At 70.9% G+C, this 18,931-nt stretch carries 16 protein-coding genes; 9 read left to right on the plus strand and 7 right to left on the minus strand.

Translation table 11 applies throughout. The annotated features are described in order from the left end of the window. Nucleotides 1–141 precede the first annotated feature (141 nt). The 6 genes from LN251_RS03530 to LN251_RS03555 all read left to right on the plus strand — a co-directional run bounded on the left by LN251_RS03530 (nt 142) and on the right by LN251_RS03555 (nt 6,392). On the plus strand, nt 142–921 hold the full coding sequence (locus tag LN251_RS03530) for a DeoR/GlpR family DNA-binding transcription regulator (protein ID WP_058928485.1): 780 nt from the start codon (nt 142–144) through the stop codon (nt 919–921). A gap of 78 nt (nt 922–999) precedes the next feature. Further along, nucleotides 1,000–2,373: an ABC transporter substrate-binding protein gene (locus LN251_RS03535; RefSeq protein ID WP_458243039.1), complete on the plus strand. Its 1,374-nt coding sequence runs from the start codon at nt 1,000–1,002 to the stop codon at nt 2,371–2,373. Then, nucleotides 2,370–3,308 (plus strand): carbohydrate ABC transporter permease, encoded by a 939-nt coding sequence (locus LN251_RS03540; protein WP_458243040.1) that lies wholly within the window; start codon nt 2,370–2,372, stop codon nt 3,306–3,308. The genes LN251_RS03535 and LN251_RS03540 overlap by 4 nt, the downstream gene beginning before the upstream one ends. Beyond that, on the plus strand, nt 3,305–4,153 hold the full coding sequence (locus tag LN251_RS03545) for a carbohydrate ABC transporter permease (protein WP_458243041.1): 849 nt from the start codon (nt 3,305–3,307) through the stop codon (nt 4,151–4,153). The genes LN251_RS03540 and LN251_RS03545 overlap by 4 nt, the downstream gene beginning before the upstream one ends. Next, the gene (locus LN251_RS03550; protein WP_458243042.1) at nt 4,150–5,139 is read left to right on the plus strand and encodes a zinc-dependent alcohol dehydrogenase family protein; all 990 of its coding nucleotides are present in this window, start codon (nt 4,150–4,152) and stop codon (nt 5,137–5,139) included. Before LN251_RS03545 ends, LN251_RS03550 begins: the two co-directional genes overlap by 4 nt. Nucleotides 5,140–5,210: 71 nt before the next feature. Beyond that, nucleotides 5,211–6,392, plus strand: a complete 1,182-nt coding sequence (locus LN251_RS03555; protein WP_458243259.1) for a TerD family protein — start codon at nt 5,211–5,213, stop codon at nt 6,390–6,392. Nucleotides 6,393–6,685: 293 nt separating this feature from the next. On the opposite strand, the gene LN251_RS03560 is transcribed toward LN251_RS03555, so the two are convergent. From LN251_RS03560 to LN251_RS03575, 4 genes are all read right to left on the minus strand, one after another. Then, nucleotides 6,686–7,702, minus strand: coding sequence for a 1-aminocyclopropane-1-carboxylate deaminase (locus LN251_RS03560; RefSeq protein WP_458243260.1), 1,017 nt, complete (start codon nt 7,700–7,702; stop codon nt 6,686–6,688). 29 nt (nt 7,703–7,731) lie between these two features. Further along, complete coding sequence (locus LN251_RS03565; protein ID WP_458243043.1) at nt 7,732–8,385, minus strand: GntR family transcriptional regulator; 654 nt, start codon at nt 8,383–8,385, stop codon at nt 7,732–7,734. An 84-nt stretch (nt 8,386–8,469) separates the two neighbouring features. After that, entirely contained in the window at nt 8,470–10,047 is a 1,578-nt protein-coding gene (locus LN251_RS03570; protein WP_458243044.1) for a TROVE domain-containing protein, read from the minus strand. Nucleotides 10,048–10,543: 496 nt separating this feature from the next. Continuing rightward, on the minus strand, nt 10,544–11,989 hold the full coding sequence (locus LN251_RS03575) for an alkaline phosphatase PhoX (RefSeq protein ID WP_458243045.1): 1,446 nt from the start codon (nt 11,987–11,989) through the stop codon (nt 10,544–10,546). Between the two features lie 313 nt (nt 11,990–12,302). Here LN251_RS03575 and LN251_RS03580 point away from each other — a divergent pair, with 313 nt between their 5' ends. Continuing rightward, on the plus strand, nt 12,303–12,533 hold the full coding sequence (locus LN251_RS03580) for a hypothetical protein (protein WP_458243046.1): 231 nt from the start codon (nt 12,303–12,305) through the stop codon (nt 12,531–12,533). 260 nt (nt 12,534–12,793) lie between these two features. Here LN251_RS03580 and LN251_RS03585 read toward each other — a convergent pair whose 3' ends face one another. Further along, a complete protein-coding gene (locus LN251_RS03585; protein WP_458243047.1) occupies nt 12,794–14,221 on the minus strand; it encodes a hypothetical protein in 1,428 nt (475 codons plus the stop codon). Nucleotides 14,222–14,498: 277 nt separating this feature from the next. On the opposite strand from LN251_RS03585, the gene LN251_RS03590 reads away from it, so the two are divergent. Further along, on the plus strand, nt 14,499–16,325 hold the full coding sequence (locus LN251_RS03590; RefSeq protein WP_458243048.1) for an endonuclease/exonuclease/phosphatase family protein: 1,827 nt from the start codon (nt 14,499–14,501) through the stop codon (nt 16,323–16,325). 13 nt (nt 16,326–16,338) lie between these two features. On the opposite strand, the gene LN251_RS03595 is transcribed toward LN251_RS03590, so the two are convergent. Both LN251_RS03595 and LN251_RS03600 read right to left on the minus strand, forming a co-directional pair. Continuing rightward, nucleotides 16,339–17,073: an SRPBCC family protein gene (locus LN251_RS03595; protein WP_458243049.1), complete on the minus strand. Its 735-nt coding sequence runs from the start codon at nt 17,071–17,073 to the stop codon at nt 16,339–16,341. 13 nt (nt 17,074–17,086) lie between these two features. Next, nucleotides 17,087–17,695 carry an ArsR/SmtB family transcription factor gene (locus LN251_RS03600; protein WP_058926050.1) on the minus strand — a complete coding sequence of 203 codons (609 nt, stop codon included), beginning with the start codon at nt 17,693–17,695 and terminating at the stop codon, nt 17,087–17,089. Between the two features lie 145 nt (nt 17,696–17,840). Between LN251_RS03600 and LN251_RS03605 the strand changes: the two genes are divergently transcribed. Beyond that, nucleotides 17,841–18,839: a YihY/virulence factor BrkB family protein gene (locus tag LN251_RS03605; RefSeq protein WP_458243050.1), complete on the plus strand. Its 999-nt coding sequence runs from the start codon at nt 17,841–17,843 to the stop codon at nt 18,837–18,839. The last annotated feature ends 92 nt before the right edge of the window (nt 18,840–18,931 follow it).

The raw sequence follows: 18,931 nt of genomic DNA on the forward strand, positions 1-18,931 counted from the left end.
GGTGGAACGGGCACACCCGGGCAGCATCGGGCCGGCAACAAGCCTGGTCAGCGCCGAGCGCCGGTTGTAGAACTTCCTGCATGGGTCCCACCGGGCCCGAACGGGCAGCCCGCGGACACGGCAGGAAAGCAGGTGACGGCGATGACGGCGAACACCGCGAGGACGGCGGAGGAGCGCCAGCGCGAGATCGTGCGCGTCGCGCGCGCCACCGGCTCGGTCGACGTCACGGCGCTCGCCGCACAGCTGGGCGTGGCCAAGGAGACCGTACGACGGGATCTGCGCGCCCTGGAGGACCACGGCCTGATCCGCCGCACCCATGGCGGGGCCTATCCCGTGGAGAGCGCCGGCTTCGAGACGACGCTCGCGTTCCGGGCCACCAGCCATGTGCCCGAGAAACGCAGGATCGCGGCCGCCGCGGCCGAGCTGCTCGGGGACGCCGAGACCGTCTTCGTCGACGAGGGCTTCACCCCACAGCTCATCGCCGAGGCGCTGCCCAGGGACCGGGCGCTCACCGTCGTCACCGCGTCCCTGCCCGTCGCCGGAGCCCTCGCGGAGGCGGAGAACACCTCCGTCCTGCTGCTCGGCGGCCGGGTCCGGCCCGGCACCCTGGCGACCGTCGACCACTGGACGACGAAGATGCTGGCCGGCTTCGTCCTCGACCTGGCCTACATCGGCGCCAACGGCATCTCCCGCGAACACGGCCTGACCACCCCCGACCCGGCCGTCAGCGAGGTCAAGGCGCAGGCGATGCGGGCCGCGCGCCGCACGGTGTTCGCCGGCGTGCACACCAAGTTCGGCGCGGTCAGCTTCTGCCGGTTCGCGGAGATCGGCGCGCTGGAGACCATCGTCACCAGCACCCTGCTGCCGTCCGCCGAGGCCCACCGGTACTCACTGCAAGGGCCACAGGTCATCCGCGTCTGACAGCCCGGCCTGCACGCGACACCGGGGGACGCCGTGCCGAGCGGCGCCCCTTCTACCCCCTATGTCCAGGAGCGATCCATGCGCACCCCGAGCCGACGAAGGCCACCGCGAGCAACGCTCGCCCTGGCCGCCGCAGGGACGCTGCTCGCCCCGCTGCTCTCCGGCTGTTGGGCCGGGGCGGGCGGGTCCGGTTCCGGCGGCGACTCCATCAACGTCCTGATGGTGAACAACCCGCAGATGGTGGAGCTGCAGAAACTCACCAAGGCGCACTTCACCAAGGACACCGGCATCAAGGTCAACTTCACCGTCCTGCCCGAGAACGACGTCCGCGACAAGATCAGCCAGGACTTCGCCAACCAGGCGGGCCAGTACGACGTGGCGACGCTCTCCAACTACGAGATCCCCATCTACGCCAAGAACGGCTGGCTGCGCGAGATGGACTCGTACGTGGCGAAGGACCCCTCCTACGACGAGCAGGACGTCCTCAAACCGATGCGCCAGTCCCTGACGGCCGACGACGGCAGGCTCTACGGGCAGCCCTTCTACGGCGAGTCGTCGTTCCTGATGTACCGCAAGGACGTCTTCGCGGCGAAGGGCCTCACCATGCCCGCGCACCCCACCTGGACGCAGGTGGCCGGCCTCGCCGCGAAGGCGGACGGCGCGAAGCCCGGCCTGAGGGGCATCTGCCTGCGCGGACTGCCCGGCTGGGGCGAGGTGATGGCCCCGCTGACCACCGTCGTCAACACCTTCGGCGGCACCTGGTTCACCAAGGACTGGAAGGCGCGGCTGGACTCCCCCGCCTTCGAGAAGGCGACCAGGTTCTACGTCGACCTGGTCCGCCGACACGGTGAGTCCGGCGCCGCCCAGTCCGGCTTCGCCGAGTGCCTGAACAACATGACCCAGAGCAAGGTCGCCATGTGGTACGACGCCACCTCCGCGGCCGGCTCCCTGGAGGCCGAGGGCTCCCCCGTGAAGGGCAAACTCGGCTACGCCCCGGCCCCGGTGGAGAAGACCGCCGGCTCCGGCTGGCTCTACACCTGGGCCTGGGGCATCCAGAAGGCCTCCCGCAACCCCGACAAGGCCTGGAAGTTCGTCTCCTGGGCGTCGAGCAAGGGCTACGAGCAGCTGGTCGGCGAGACCAGCGGCTGGCCCAACGTACCGGCCGGCAAACGCGCCTCGACCTACACCAACGCCGAGTACGTCAAGTCGGCCGCCGCCTTCCAGGAGATGACCAAGCAGGCCATCGAGGGCGCCCGGCCCGACGACCCGGGGGTGCAGCCGCGCCCCGCGCCCGGCATCCAGTTCGTCGGCATCCCCGAGTTCACCGATCTCGGCACCAAGGTCTCCCAGGAGATCAGTGCCGCCATCGCCGGACGCCAGTCCGTCGACGCGGCGCTGAAGAGGTCCCAGCAGCTCGCCGAGAAGATCTCGAAGGAGTACGAGGGACGATGACCGCCACGACCACGGCACCGATCGCCGCAACTCCCGTACGCACCCGGAACGCACCCTCGACCCGGCTGCGCGCCTGGGCCACCCGCGCCCCGCTGCTGCCCGCCCTGGTGTTCATGATCGCGGTGACCCAGCTCCCCTTCGTGGCCACGCTGGTGATCTCGTTCTTCGACTGGAACGCCCTCTACCCCAAGGCCCGCCACTTCACCGGCCTCGACAACTACCGGCAGGTCCTCACCGACGCCGACCTGCGCCACTCGGTGTGGACGACCGTCCTGCTGACCGTCACCGTGGTCCTGGTCAGCCTGATCCTGGGCCTGCTCCTGGCCCTGCTCCTGGACCGCAGGTTCAAGGGCCGCGGGGTGGTCCGCACCCTGCTGATCGCCCCCTTCCTGGTGGTCCCGGTGGCCGCGGCCCTGCTGTGGAAACACGTGCTCTACAACCCCGAATACGGCCTGTTCAACGGCCTGTTCCACTACGTGGGCGGCCCCCAGCCGGACTGGATCTCCCGCACCCCGCTGATGGCGGTGGAGGCCTCGCTCGTCTGGCAGTGGACGCCGTTCATGATGCTGATCCTGCTCGCCGGCCTGCAGAGCCGCGACCACCAGCAGATCGAGGCGGCCCGCGTCGACGGCGCGAGCGACTGGCAGATCTTCCGCCACCTGACGCTCCCCCACCTGCGCCGGTACCTCGAACTCGGCGCTCTGCTGGGCTCGATCTACATCGTCCAGAACTTCGACGCCGTCTTCACGATCACCTCCGGCGGCCTGGGCACCGCCAATCTCCCCTACACCGTCTACCAGAGCTTCTACCAGGCCCACGAGAACGGCCTCGCCTCCGCCGCGGGCGTCCTGGTGGTCATCGGTTCCATCGTCATCGCCACCTTCGCGCTGCGCGTGGTGTCGTCCCTGTTCCGCGAGGAGGTGTCCCGCGCATGAGCACCGTCGCCGTACGAACCCGCCCGCGCCGCCGGGGAGCCGGCCTGGGGCTGCTGGCCTGGCTGGTCGGGATCGCGTTCTTCCTGCCCATCGCGTGGATGGCGCTGACGTCCTTCCACTCCGAGTCGGACGCGGCCACCAACCCGCCGTCCTTCGCGGCCTCCCTCACCCTGGACGGCTACCGCGAGTTCTTCGGCACCGGCGGCGGCGCGAGCCCCTGGCCGGCGCTGATCAACTCCACCGTGGCGTCCGTCGCGTCGACGCTCTGCGTCCTGCTCCTCGCCCTGCCGGCGGCGTACGCGCTGTCCGTACGGCCGGTGAGGAAGTGGACGGACGTCCTGTTCTTCTTCCTGTCGACGAAGATGATGCCCGCGGTGGCGGGCCTGCTGCCGATCTACCTGTTCGCCAAGAACGCCGGGCTGCTGGACAACATCTGGCTGCTGGTCCTGCTCTACACCGCCATGAACCTGCCGATCGCGGTGTGGATGATGCAGTCCTTCCTCGCCGAGGTCCCGGTGGCGGTCATCGAGGCCGCGCAGATCGACGGCGCCCGGCTGCCGACGATCCTCGCGCGCGTGGTCGCCCCCATCGCCCTCCCGGGCATCGCCGCGACCGCCCTGATCTGCTTCATCTTCAGCTGGAACGAACTGCTCTTCGCGCGGGTCCTGACCGGCGTGGTCGCCGAGACCGCCCCCGTCTTCCTGACCGGCTTCATCACCAGCCAGGGCCTGTTCCTGGCCAAGGTGTGCGCCGCGTCGCTCGTCATCTCCCTGCCGGTGCTCGCCGCGGGGTTCGCCGCCCAGGACAAGCTGGTCCAGGGCCTGTCGCTTGGAGCCGTCAAATGAAGGCCGCCGTCATCGAGTCCGTGGGCCGCGCCGTCGTCACCGAGGTCCCGGACCCGACGCCCGGACCCCGCGAGGTCGTCGTGGAGGTCGCCGCCTGCGGACTGTGCGGCACCGACCTGCACATCCTCCAGGGCGAGTTCGCGCCCGAGCTGCCGATCGTGCCGGGGCACGAGTTCGCCGGCGAGGTCGTCGGCGTGGGCGCCCAGGTCACGGAGGTCGCGATCGGCGACCGGGTGGCGGTCGACCCCTCCCTGTACTGCCACGAGTGCCGGTACTGCCGTACGGGCCACAGCAACCTCTGCGAGCGGTGGGCCGCCATCGGCGTCACCACCGGCGGCGGCGCGGCCCAGTACGCCGTCGCGCCCGTCGCGAACTGTGTGAAGCTCCCCGACCATGTGCGCACCCAGGATGCCGCCCTGGTCGAGCCGCTGTCCTGCGCGATCCGCGGCTACGACGTCCTGCGCTCGCGCCTGGGCGCCCACGTGCTGATCTACGGCTCGGGCACGATGGGACTGATGATGCTGGAGCTCGCCAAGCGCACCGGCGCGGCGAGCGTCGACGTCGTCGACCTGAACGCGGAGCGGCTCGAGACCGCGCGGCGCCTCGGGGTCTCGGCGTCCGCCGCGAACCCCGACGAGCTGGACCGCCCCCAGGGCTGGGACCTGGTCATCGACGCGACGGGCAACGCGGCGGCGATCCAGGACGGCCTGGGGCGGGTGGCCAAGGCCGGAACGTTCCTGCAATTCGGGGTGGCGGACTACGCGACCCGGGTGACGATCGACCCGTACCGCATCTACAACCAGGAGATCACGATCACCGGCTCCATGGCGGTCCTGCACAGCTTCGAGCGGGCGGCGGAACTGTTCGGCAACGGCGTCCTCGACCCCGACGTCTTCATCAGCGACCGCATCCCGCTGGAGCGGTACCCGCAGGCGCTGGAGCAGTTCGCCGCCGGGGTCGGCCGGAAGATCGTCGTGGTGCCCTGAGCGATCCGGTGGGCCGCGGAAGTTTAAGGGAACGGTAAAGCGGGTCCGTTCGTTCACCCGGCATGACAGCTATGACCCCGGGCTCGAACATCCCTCTGTCCGTCTCACGCGTGGCGGTCGACGTCGCCGCCCCCGTGCGGCTCGACGTGTCGGGCCTGCTGCTCACCGGCGACGGCAAGGTGCGCTCCGACGACGACTTCATCTTCTACAACCAGCCGGCCGGACCGGGCGTGACGTACCGGTCCGGCGGCGGTACGTCCCCGGACGCGATCACCGTCGACACCGCCGCCGTCCCGCCCGGCATCGAGAAGATCGTCGTCACCGCGAGCCCCGACGCCGCGGGCCAGACCTTCCAGGGCATCGAGCCGACCGCCACCGTCAGGGACGCCGACAGCGGCGCGGTCCTGGCGACGTTCACACCCCCGCAGCTCGGCACCGAGACGGCTCTGGTGGTCGTCGAGATCTACCTGCGCAACGGCCAGTGGAAGGCCCGCGCGGTCGGCCAGGGGTACGCCAACGGACTGGCGGGCATCGCCACCGACTTCGGCGTCACGGTGGAGGAGCCGGCCGCGGCCGCTGCTCCCGCCGCGCCCCTCGCCCCGCCCATGTCCGTCCCGCAGCCGGCGGCGGCCCCGCCTCCCCCGGCCGCACCGCCCGCCCCCGCGCCCGGCACCGGGAAGATCAACCTCGACAAGGGCCGGGTCAGCCTGCAGAAGAACCAGACCGTCTCCCTGGTCAAGGGCGGCCGCCCGCTGCTCTCCCAGGTCAAGATGGGCCTCGGCTGGGAGCCGGCCTACCGCGGCAAGGACATCGACCTGGACGCGTCGGTCATCGCCTACGGCCCGCAGCGCAACCACATCGACAGCTGCTACTTCGGCAAGCTGTCGATCCTGAACGGCGCGATCAAGCACTCCGGCGACAACCTCACGGGCGAGGGCGGCGGCGACGACGAGGTGATCGTGGTCGACCTCGGCCGCATCCCCCAGGAGGCCACCGGTCTGGTCTTCACCGTCAACTCCTTCTCCGGCCAGAAGTTCACCGAGGTCGCCAAGGCCTACTGCCGTCTCCTGGACGCCGCCACCGGCGAGGAACTGGTCCGCTTCGACCTCACCAACGCCGAACCCCAGACAGGCGTGATGATGGCCAAGCTCATCCGCCAGTTCTCCGGCGAATGGGAGATGACGGCCATGGGCGCCTTCGTGAAGGCCCGCACGGTAAGAGGAATGGTGAAGCCGTCGGCCGAGGCGCTGTGAAAGGGGCGGACGGGAATGCCGCCTCGGGCGCCGATACCGCCGAGGCGGCCCCGTCCGCACCCCGAGCCGAAAGGCGCCCCTGTGCCGGACTTCACCCACCTCCGCGACCACGCGTCTCGATCAGCAGGCGTATGTCGCCGATTTCGAGCGTCGCTTCTGGCGCATCGGTGCCGAGGGGTTCTGGAAGCTGGAGCGGATGCAGGGGTACGACGAGGGGGCCTTCGCGAGCCGGCGGGCTCTGCGCGCGGGTGACTGGGCGGAGTCCCTGCGGCTGAGGGTGATGGTCCGCCCTGTCAGAACAGCGCGCTGTAGGCGTTCAGGGCCGGCTGGCCGCCCAGGTGGGCGTAGAGGACCGTGGAGTCGGAGGGGATCTCGCCGCGGGAGACCAGGTCGATCATGCCGGCCATGGACTTGCCCTCGTAGACGGGGTCGGTGACCATCCCCTCCGTGCGGGCCGCGAGGCGCATCGCCTCCAGGGTGGTGTCGTCGGGGATGCCGTACGTGCCCGCGTGGTACCGCTCGTCCAGCTCCACGTCCGTCTCGGTCAACTCCCGCTTGACGCCGATGAGTTGGGCGGTGTTCCGGGCGATGCGGGCGATCTGCTCGCGGGTGGTGGCGGGTTTGGCCGAGGCGTCGATGCCGAGCACCCGGCGCGGGCGTCCCCCGGCCTCCTCCAGGGCGGTGAAACCGGCGACCATGCCCGCCTGGGTGGACCCGGTCACCGAGCAGACGACCACCGTGTCGAAGAAGACGCCGAGTTCGCGCTCCTGCTCGGCCACCTCGTGGGCCCAGCCGGCGAAGCCGAGGCCGCCGAGGGGATGGTCGGAGGCGCCGGCCGGAATGGCGTACGGCTTGCCGCCCGACTCCTCGACCTCCCGGAGCGCCTGCTCCCAGCTCTCCTTGAAGCCGATGCCGAAGCCCGCCCTGACCAGGCGGACGTCGGCCCCGGCGAGGCGGCTGAGGAGGATGTTGCCGACCTTGTCGTAGACGGAGTCGGGCCAGTCCACCCAGCTCTCCTGGATCAGCACGCACTTGAGGCCGGCCCGGGCGGCCACGGCGGCCACCTGGCGGGTGTGGTTGGACTGCACGCCGCCGATCGACACCAGGGTGTCGCAGCCCTGGGCGAGCGCGTCGGCGACGAGATACTCCAGCTTGCGGGTCTTGTTGCCGCCGTAGGCGATCCCGGAGTTGCAGTCCTCCCGCTTGGCCCACAGGGACGCGCCGCCGAGGTGGGCGGTGAGGCGCTCGAGCGGGTGTACCGGGGAGGGGCCGAAAAGGAGCGGGTAGCGGTCGTACGAGGAGAGGGACAGGGACACGGGTCCTCCCGGAGGGGTCGGGATCAGTCGCCGTCGGTGCGGTCGACGAGGTCGGCGAGGCTGCGCCAGATCTCGGCGGTGACGCGCACCGCCGCCTCCGCGTCACCGGACGCGCAAGCCTCGATCAGCTGCTCGTGCAGTCCGGCCGAACGGCAGGTGCTCTCGCCGAAGCGACGGCGTTCGAGACGGCGGACGAGCGGGGTGTAGCGGACGATGGTGGCGGCGGCCGCGCGGTTGCCGGCGACCCGGACCAGGACGTCGTGCAGGGCGTCGTCGGCCTCCAGGGCTCCGTCGACGTCGCCCGCGCCGACGGCCGCGGCGAACCGTTCGTTGGCGGTGCGCATCGCCTCGACGTCGGCGGCGAAGAGACGGGGCACGGCCGTGCGGGTGACCAGCTCGTGCATGGCACCGACCACGGCGGCGGCGTCCCGGACGTCGGCGGCGACCAGCGGCGTGACGCGGGTGTAGCTCTGCGGCTTGCTCTCCAGCAGCCCCTCGTCCACCAGCCGAGAGAACGCCTCCCGCACCGGGGCCCGGGACAGCCCGAGCCGCTCGGCGAGCTCGGCGTCCCGCACGACGGCGCCCGGCTCGATCTCCCCCGTCACGATGGCGTCCCGGATGGCCTCGTAGGCACGGTCCCTCAGCAGGGTGCGGCCGACCGGCCGGATGGCTTCCACAACTGAAATGTTAGATGTCAGTCAGGGTGCGGGCAAGGGTGTGGCCCGCACCCCCCGTAGAAGTGCGGGCCACGATCAGATGGCTCAGGCGATCCAGGGCCAGTCGGCGTCCCGGGCCGCCTCGAGCAGCGGCACCATCCGGAAGGCCGCGTCGCTCAGGCCGCCGAAGGTGTGCCGGTTCGCCCGGCCCGACGGGCCGTGACCCGCCCGGTACCCGGCCAGGTTCCAGGTGTAGACCGGCACATCCGCCGGAACCTGCTCGGTCGGGTCGCCGTACTGGCTGAACGCGTACTGCTCGTCCGTGACGATCAGCACCCGGTCCTGGCCTCGGTAGTGCGCCCGGATCGCCCCGGTGGTGTCGGTGCCGCCCAGGTCGCCGAAGCGCTCCAGGATCTTCAGCACCGACTCCCCCTTACGGAAGGACAGCCGCCGGCTCGTGCTGCCGAACTGCACCAGGTCCGACTTCTGCGCCCGCAGCGCGAGCGCCGTGCCGAAGATCGCCGCCGCGTCCGCCCGGTTCAGCTCCGAACGGTCCGACAGCCGCGCCCACATCGAACCCGAGCGGTCGACGAGGACCAGCGTGCGGCCCGGCAGCGCCGGCACATTGGCCAGCGAGTGGCCGAGCGCCTGCTCCAACGGGTACGACCAGCGCAGCGACGGCGCGTGCTGGTACGCGGCGAGGTACCGGAAGGGGAACTGCCGCGAGCGCGCGACCTCCGCCGGGTCGCTGATCCTCGCCGCCACCTGCGCCGCGACCTCGTCGGACACACCGGCCTGGTCGAAGTTGCGCAGGTTGCGCACCAGCGCCATCGGACCCATGGACGGGATCACGGCCTCCCAGGCCGCCTTGTCCATCGGGCCCTGCAGCCAGCCCGCCAGCGCCTCCCACGTGATGCCGGCCGCTGCCAGCCGTTCGGCGCCGTCGGGTGCGGTGACGAGCGCGCGCCGCTCGGCCACCGGCAGCGCCATCAGCTCGCGGTGCGCGGTCAGGACACGGTCGGACGCGGGCGGCACCGCCGTGTCCGGGTGGTGCCGGCGGTCCAGGGCGTACTGGAACAGCGCGCCCTGCCACGGCTTGTCCGGGTCGGGCGCCGCGTGCACCAGGTTGAGGATGTCGCCGAAGCGGTAGCCCTTGGACGCGGTGTCGTACTTCAGCAGCGACTTGCCGCTGTAGAGACGCCGCACGGCGTCGGCGACACCGCGCTTGACGGGCTTGGGAACGCTACGGCCGTACATCGCCGTCCAGTACCCGAGCAGTTCGCCGGGCTCGTCCGGGCGCCGCAGCACGGAGGCCACGACCTGGCGGTTGGACGGGCCGTCGGTGGCGCCCGCGTCGAGGCGCGCCTTCACGTACTCGGCGGCGCCCACCACGGAGGCGGTACGCAGGTTTCCCTCGCCGCGCAGCCAGCCCAGGAGTCCCGCGGTCCACGCCGGGTCCTCGACGGCGAGCCGGCGTACGAGATGCGCGTAGCGGTCGTCGCGGTCGGCACCGGTCTCGTAGAAGGTGTCCGCCGCGAAATGGGACACCGCCAGCAGGAAGAGTTCGGAGCGCGCGTCCCGCTCGCGGCCGCGGCCGCCCTCGTAGGTGCGGAGCACTCGGCCCGTGGAGGTGACGCGCGAAGTGGGCTGCGCCTTCGCGCCCTTGGTGTTGAATCGCGCCATGGTGAATTCCCCCGAATTCTGAACAGGTTTCGGAGGGAGGCGCGGCAGAAGGAGGGCGCCCGAGATCAGGGGTCGGCGACGGATTCAGCCAGGTGCTCTTCCCTTTGAGCTACACCGACCCGAAGTCGATGACGGGATTCGAACCCGCAACCGCCCGATCCAATGAAGTAACCGCTGCCTGCGCACCGGGCACCCACCATGAGCTGCGCCTCCCGAGATCAAGGTCGGCGGCGGCACTGATTCTCTGAGAAAGGGAAGTAGCCGCAGCCTGCGCACCGGGAGGTGCATGAAGTTGTGGTGTCCAGAGAACAAGGTCGGCGGAACCGACGTAGGTGCTCCAACCCCTGAGCTACACCGGCGCGTTGTACCGGTGACGGGACTCGAACCCGCGACCGCCCCATTATCAGTGGAAGTAGGTCCTGCCTTCGCACCTGGACGTTCATCACTCTAGGAGGGGGCCGCGGGGTGAGCCAACGAATTAATTCAGGAAGGGTATTCAGCCGCGCTTCTGCCGCTTCCACGGCCCCGTGATGGCGAGCATGATGCCCGGTTCCTGGATGTTGGCGAACAGGGTGGCGCCGTCGGGCGAGAAGGTGACGCCGGTGAACTCGCTGTACTCCGGCTCCTCTTCGGTGCCGATGTTCAGTTCGTTGCGGGCGATGGGGTAGGTGCGGCCGCTGTCGGTGGCGCCGAACAGGTGCTGCAGGCCCTCGCCGTCCTCGGCGATGACGAGGCCGCCGTACGGGGAGACGGTGATGTTGTCGGGGCCGTCGAAGCGGCCTTCCTGCGCGGGGTCGGGGTTGACGCCGAGCAGGACCTTGAGGGTCAGGGTGCGGCGCTTGGGGTCGTAGAACCAGACCGCGCCGTCGTGCTGGACGGGGCTCTCGTCACGGGCGTAGGAGGAGACGATGTAGGCGCCGCCGTCGCCCCACCACATGCCCTCCAGCTTGCGGGCACGGGTGATCTGGCCTTCGGTGAACTGCTTGCGGACCGAGGTGGTCCTCGCGTCGCGGTCGGGTACGTCCACCCAGTCGACGCCGTAGACCGTGCCGATCTTCGTTGCGCGGGAGAGGTCGTCGACGAACTTGCCGCCGGAGTCGAAGCACTTGAAGGCCTGCAGGACGCCCGCGTCGGCGGCGAGGGTGCGCAGCCTGCCGCGGCCGTGGTGGAAGCCGGCCGGCGGGGTCCAGCGGTACAGCAGCCCGTTGGGGTTGGAGGCGTCCTCGGTCAGGTAGAGGTGGCCGCGCTTGGGGTCGACGACGACGGCCTCGTGGGCGTAACGGCCCAGTGCTTTGATCGGCTTGGGGTCGCGGTTGGCCCGGCGGTCGGCGGGATCGACCTCGAAGACGTAGCCGTGGTCCTTGGTCATGCCGTTCTGGCCGGCCTTGTCCTCGGTCTCCTCGCAGGTCAGCCAGGTGCCCCAAGGAGTGTTGCCGCCCGCGCAGTTGGTGGAGGTGCCGGCGATGCCGACCCACTCGGCGACGTGGTCGCGGCGGACCTCGACGACCGTGCAGCCGCCGGAGGCGGCGGGGTCGTAGACCAGGCCCTCGGTGAGCGGGACCGGGTACGTCCAGCTCGAACGGGGGCCCTTGAGCTCGTGGTTGTTGACGAGGAGGGTCGCGCCGCGGGGGCCGTCGAAGGTGGAGGTGCCGTCGTGGTTGGACGGGGTGAACTCACCCGACTCCAGCTTGGTGCGGCCGCTGTAGGTGATGATGCGGTACTTGAAGCCGGCCGGCAGGGCGAGGATGCCGTCGGGGTCGGGGAGCAGCGGTCCGTAGCCGACGCCGCCGTGGCCGTGCGCCGTCCCCTCCTCGGCGGTCTCGGTGTCGGTGGACGCGAGGGCGTTGGGAGCGGTGGCGAGGGCGCCGACGCTGCCCGCCAGCGCGACACCGGCACCGGTGATCGCGGATTTCCTGGCGAAGTCCCTGCGGGTGAGCGACATGGTGTCTCCTGTGACGGTGGGTGTGCCGTGGAGGGTGGCGGACCTCGGGTCGGCGACACCGTCCCGCCCACGCCTGAACGGGAGTTGAACACCGGGCGACGCCACCGGACGCAGTTCCATGAATCCGTACGCGGCGGCCCACGGAAAGCAAAAGTCCCTCGCGCCCGGGTAATCGGTCGGACGAATCTTCGTAAACAAGGTCGACCGGTACCAAACCTCGCCAATCACATGATTTACCGCAGACCATCTTGACCGGCGGTGCTCGGGGAATAGACACCCTCTTGCCTGGAGAACCCGGGGGAGGCGAGCCGAAGTGGACGCACGTCGTGCGCGCAGCCTCCATGAGGGCCGGCTGATGGGCCTGCCCAATGTGACGGGGGTCGGGACCGGGAGGGACGAGGCCACGGGCCGGGACGTCATCGTCGCCTTCGTGGCCCGCAAGGTGCCCAGGGACCGGCTCAGGGACGAGGACGTGGTTCCGGAGGAACTCGACGGCGTACCCGTGCGCGTGCTCGCGATCGGCGAGGTGTCCGCGCAGGAGTAGCCGGGGTCCCGGCGAGTTCCAGAACCCGCCGGCCTACCGGGGGACGTACGGCTTCAACGGGGCGACGTCGTCGTTCAAGCACACGACGGTCCACCACTGCTGAAGGCCGGGACGGGACGGTCCGTGGCCCCCGCCGAGCGTGGGGCCACGGCGCGTTCAAGCGCCCTGCCGGGAGCCCGACTTGAAAGGACTCTCAACCGCCCCGCCGGGAGCGGTCTCGCTCAACGACCTTGTCTGGCGCGCGCCTTGAGAGCGCTCGCTCAACCCCCCTGCTGCGACCTCGCCTTGAAGGCCGCCTTGCGGGCCTCCTTGGCCACCCGCTTGTCCGGGTGCAGCCGGCCCATCGCCTCCAGGACGTCCGCGGTGGCCGGGTGGTCCACCCGCCAGGCCGTGTCGAAGAACTCGCCGTGCTGTGCGGCCAGCCCCTGCACCAGCTCGCGCAGTTCGTCGGAGTTGCCCTCGGCGGCCAGCTGTGCGGCGACCGTGTCGATGGTGAGCCAGAAGATCATCGCCTCCGACGGGGCGGGCACGTCCGGCACGCCCCGCTCGGCCAGCCATACGCGGGCCAGGCCGCCGAGTTCGGCGTCGTCGAGGACCTCACGCAGCGCGGGCTCCGCCTCGACGCCGACCAGTGACAGGGCCTGCTGGCAGCGCAGCCGCCGCAAAGGGGCGCCGGCGTCCGCGCCGCGCGCGGCCGCCAGCAACTCCCGCGCGGCGGTGAGGGGTTCGCGCCGGGCGAGCCACTGCTCGGTCTCGGCCTGCGCGGCCCCGGCGGGGAACGTCGCCGTGCCGTCGAGCAGCGCGTCGGCCCCCTTGTCGGCGAGGTCGCCCACGGCCGGCGCGGTGAAGCCGGCCTCCAGCAGCCGCGCCCGCAGCCCGTACAGCCCGAGTGGGGTCAGCCGGACCATGCCGTAGCGGGAGACGTCCGTGTCGTCGACGGGTGCGGCGGGCTCCTCGTCGGCGTCGGCCATCAGGGCCTCGTCGACGGGCTGGTACTCGACGAGCCCGACCGGCTGCAGCAGCCGGAACTGGTCGTCCAGCCGCATCATCGCGTCGGAGACCTGCTCCAGGACGTCGTTGGTGGGCTCCCCCATGTCGGAGGGCACGATCATCGAGGCGGCGAGCGCCGGCAGCGGCACGGGCGCGTCGCCGGGGCCGTCCTCGCTGACGGTGAGCAGGTAGAGGTTGCCGAGGACGCCGTCGAGGAACGCGGCCTCCGCCTCGGGGTCCCACTCCAGCCCGGAGAGGTCGAGTTCGCCGTCCTCGGCCAGGGCCTCCTCCAAGCCCTCGATGTCCGGGACACTGGCGTCGGCGAGCACCGTCTCCAGGACGCCCTGCCACACGGCGAGCACGTCGTGCGGGGAGCCGGCGGTGAGCCGCGCCAGCTCCTGACCTGCCGTGACGGTGCCGGCGTCCTCGTCGGCGATCTCCACCAGCCCGGTGTCCACGGCCGCCCGCCAGGCCTCGCCCGCGTCGGCCGCGGCGTCGTCCCCGGTCAGGCCCAGCACCTCGGCGGCGGCCGGCAGCTGCTCCTCGGCGAGCTCTCCCCCGGCGTCGACGCGGGTGTCCGGACCGGCCCAGCGGGCCAGCCTCGCGGCCCGGGACAGCAGGGGCGTGGACAGCGCGTCCCGCGCCAGCTCCGCTTCGGGGTGCAGCCGCACGGGCGGCAGGGGGGAGCTGTCTGACATCGGCTCGGTTCTCCTCGGGCGCCTCGAAGACCGTACGACCACCTGGACGCGTACGACTCAGTGGCTCAGCCTAGACGGATTTCCACCTATGCCGCCCGGTTCATCTCCTCGTCGGCCCCCGGACATGGCCGAAACCTTGACAACTGGCCGGAGCAGGCAGGAGATTGACGCGCGTAGAAACTCGGGGGACAACTGTTCACTGTTTTCTACGCGCGTCACCCTCCCCCCACGACCCACCCTCGTCCCGGCACTCACGAACATCCCCGGAGGGATTCCGTTGCCGAGCAAGTCCTCCGCGCGTCTCGCCGCGCTCACCGTCGCCGCCGTGTGCTCCGCGGCGTCCGCCGTCGCCCTGACCTCGCCGGCGCACGCCGACTCCGTGCGCATCCACGACGTCCAGGGCACGACCCGAATATCCCCGTACGCAGGCCAGAAGGTGTCGGACGTGCCCGGCATCGTCACGGCCACGCGCACCTACGGCTCCTCCAGAGGTTTCTGGATGCAGGACCCCACCCCGGACGACGACCCGGCCACCAGCGAGGGCGTCTTCGTCTTCACGAGCTCCACCCCGAAGGTCGCGGTCGGCGACTCGGTGACGGTCTCCGGCACGGTCTCCGAGTACGTCCCGGGCGGCACCTCGTCCGGCAACCAGTCGGTCACCGAGATCACCAAGCCGACGGTCGTCACCGTCTCCACCGGCAACGCGGTCCCGGCGCCGACGGTGATCGACGCAAAGTCGGTGCCCGGTGAGTACGCCCCGGCCGGCGACAGCGCCGCGAACGGCTCGATCAACGGCCTGCCGCTGGAGCCCTCGACGTACGCCCTGGACTACTACGAGTCCCTGGAGGGCATGAACGTCCAGGTCGCCGACGCCCGCGTGGTCACCGCCACCGACCCCTACAGCGAGCTGTGGGTCACGGTGAAGCCGCACGAGAACCGCACCCGCCGCGGCGGCGCGCTGTACGGCTCCTACGACTCCCAGAACACCGGCCGGCTGCAGATCCAGTCGCTGGGCCCGACCTCCGGCTTCCCGGTGGCGAACGTCGGCGACACGCTGACCGGCACCACGACCGGCCCGCTGGACTACAACCAGTACGGCGGCTACACCCTGGCCGCGAGCGAGCTGGGCACCCTCGAGAGCGGGGGGCTGCAGCGCGAGACCACCCGCAAGCAGGCGCGGGGCGAGCTGGCGGTGGCGACGTACAACGTCGAGAACCTCGACCCGTCCGACAGCACGTTCGCCGCGCACGCCGCCGCGATCGTGAACAACCTGCAGTCGCCGGACATCGTGTCCCTGGAGGAGATCCAGGACAACGACGGCGCGAAGGACGACGGCGTCGTCGACGCGAGCGCGACCGTGAACAAGCTGATCGACGCGATCGTCGCGGCGGGCGGCCCGAAGTACGACTGGCGCTCGATCGACCCGGTCAACGACCAGGACGGCGGCGAGCCCGGCGGCAACATCCGCCAGGTGTTCCTGTTCAACCCGGAGCGGGTGTCCTTCACCGACCGCGCGGGCGGCGACTCCACGACGGCCGTCGGTGTCACCAAGGTGCGCGGCAAGGCGCAGTTGACGGCCTCCCCGGGCCGCATCGAGCCGGCGAACGACGCCTGGAAGTCCAGCCGCAAGCCGCTGGCCGGCGAGTTCGTCTTCCGCGGCCGCACGGTCTTCGTGATCGCCAACCACCTCAACTCCAAGGGCGGCGACCAGGGTCTGACCTCGCAGTACCAGCCCCCGACGCGCAGCTCGGAGACCCAGCGCCACGCGCAGGCGACGCTGGTCAACGCTTTCGTCAAGAGCATCCTCGACGTCCAGAAGAACGCGGACGTCATCGCGCTCGGCGACATGAACGACTTCGACTTCTCCGGCACCGCCCAGATCCTCGAGGGTGACGGCGAGCTGTGGTCGGCGATCAAGTCCCTGCCGAAGAGCGAGCGGTACACCTACGACTACCAGGGCAACCAGCAGGTCCTGGACCAGATCCTGGTGAGCCCGTCGATCCGGCGCGGCTGCGACCTGGACTACGACTCCGTGCACATCAACTCGGAGTTCCACGACCAGATCAGCGACCACGACCCGCAGGTGCTGCGCTTCCGTCCGTGACGCTCCCGCCCGGTCAGGGCTGGTCGAACACGCCGTTCAGCCAGCCCTGCCAGGCGCTCTCGCACTCCATGATGTCGGTGCCCGGGGTGAAGTCGTGCAGCGAGATGCCGACCGGGTGGCCCCAGTGGTTGCGTCCGAAGACGCGGGTCATGCCCCGGTCGGTGCGCAGCCCGATGAAGTACGGGTTGCGGAAGTCGACCACGGCGTCGAAGGCGTCCGGTCCGTGGACCGTCACCCGGGTGCCGGCCGTGACGTCCTCGCCGACGCCGAGGGCTCGTCCCACGACGGCCAGGGCGTCGGCGGCCTTCGAGGCCTCAGGCCCGTCGAAGGTGGCGAACGCGGCCGGCCGGGGCGCGAAGTGGACCAGGTACTCGCGCAGGGTGTGCAGGTAGAAGTCGGTGTGCTTGGCGGCGCCGTCGTACTGGTTGTCCCAGTCGTCGACGAAGATGCCGCTGTGCACGTACCGGACCCAGGCCCGGCGGCCCTCGTCGCGGGGTTCGACGGTGTAGTCGAGCTGGTTCATCGTCTGCTCGGAGATGCCCTGGACGTCCGCGACGCGGTTGGTGTAGCGGTGCGGCGGGTCCCAGGCGGTGACCGTGGACCCGAAGGGCCCGGCGCCGCCCACCTTGGGCTCCGGCGGGTCCATCGGCCACAGGTAGCCGCCGGTTCCGGTGGTGATCGCCTCCCAGACCTGCTCGGGGGTGGCGTCGACCTCGAACTCCCGGACGATCTCGAATTCCTTGGACATGGTGGGCTCCTGACTACTGCGGTACCTGTGGCGGCTCGGTTGCCTTGAGGGTGGGGTGGACGGCGACGACGATCCGGTGGTCACGGCCGCCCTCGGCGTCCGGGGCGTCGTACTTGCGGACCAGGGCGGTGACCCCGGCCGTCAACTCCTCGATGAAAGCGGCCCGTTCGGCGGCAGAGGCGAAGCGGACCTCGCCGTCCAGGGCATAGGTGGCCAGCCGTTTGCGGGCCTTGGCCGCGCCGGTGATCAACGACCCGACGTCGCGCACCAGCCGGGCCCCGAGGGCCAGCAGCCAGCGGGCGGAGAGCTGGTCGCGGAAGCGGTCCGGGTCCGGCTGCACGGCGGCGAGGGCGAGCGGCGAGATGACGTACGACGCCGCGGTCGCCCGCATCAGCCGCTCGGTGACGTTTCCCTTGCGGCGCTCGCCGGCCAGCTCGACCAGGCCGTGCCGCTCCAGCGCCTTGAGGTGGTAGTTCACCTTCTGCCGCGGCAGCCCGACCTGCCCGGCGAGCATGGCCGCGGAGGCGGGCCCGGCGGCCAGCTCGGCGAGCAGCCGGGCCCGTATGGGGTCCAGGGAGACGGCGGCGGCCTCGGGGTCCTCGATCACGGTGACGTCCAGCATGCGTCCACCGTCTCACCGAAAACTTTTTTTGTCCAGACGATCCAAGTGTTCGGCGTGCCGCCACGGCCGGGTCCGGCTCGACCTCCACGGCCAGGTCCGACTCAAGTAGGCGATTCGGGAAGGGAATTCGGGAGACTCACTGGTCATGGCCGACAACGACAGCTCCGGTCGACGGGACAGTCCCCGTCGGCTGCCCGCCCGATCCTGGCGGGCGGTCGTACGGCGCACGGCGAGGGAACTGCTGGACGACGAGCTGTCCGACCGCGCCGCCGCGCTCACGTACTACGGCGTGCTGTCGCTCTTCCCGGCGCTGCTGCTGATGGTGTCCCTGCTCGGGGTGGTGGGGCGCAGTGCCACGGACAAGATCCTCGACAACATCGGGGGGCTCGCGCCGGGCCCCGCGCGGGACATCCTGCGGGACTCCGTGACGCAGCTGAGCGACAGCGGCGGTACGAGCGGCGTGCTGGCCGTGGTGGGGCTGCTCGTGGCGCTGTGGTCGGCGTCGGGGTACGTCGCCGCGTTCATCCGGACCTCCAACGCGGTGTACGACCTGCCCGAGGGGCGCCCGGTGTGGAAGCTGACGCCGCTGCGGCTGGCGCTGACCGTGGCACTGATGCTGCTGCTGGCGGCGAGCGCGGTGATCGTGGTGTTCACCGGGCCGCTCGCGGAGCGGGCGGGAACGGCGGTCGGACTGGGCGGCGCCGCGATCGCGGTGTGGGGTGTCGTGAAGTGGCCGGTGCTGCTGTTGCTGGTGGTGCTCATGATCGGCCTGTTGTACTGGGCGGCGCCCAACGTGCGGGGGCGGGGCTTTCGTTGGGTGAGCCCCGGGAGCGTGCTGGCCACCCTGATCTGGCTGGCGGCGTCCGCGGGGTTCGCGCTGTACGCGGCCAACTTCGGCTCCTACAACAGGACGTACGGCACCCTGTCCGGGGCCGTCGTGTTCCTGGTGTGGCTGTGGCTGTCGAACCTGGCGATCCTGCTGGGGCTGGAGTTCGACGCGGAGCTGTCCCGTGAGCGGGCGGTCGTCCACGGGCAGTCACCGGCCCAGGAGCCGTACGTCGAGCCCCGCGACACCCGGAAGTGGCCGCCGAAGCTGCGGGCGTCCCTGCGGGCCACCGCCGCGAAGCCGCCGGTGCGGCCGTGAGGGTCGTGAGACTGCCGCGAGGCTGAGCCTGCGCTCAGCCTGCCGTGAGAGTGGTGAGCCTGCCGGGGGCTCGTGAGTCGGCTGGAAACAGC

The sequence above is a fragment of the Streptomyces sp. MAI_2237 genome, from assembly GCF_054189285.1.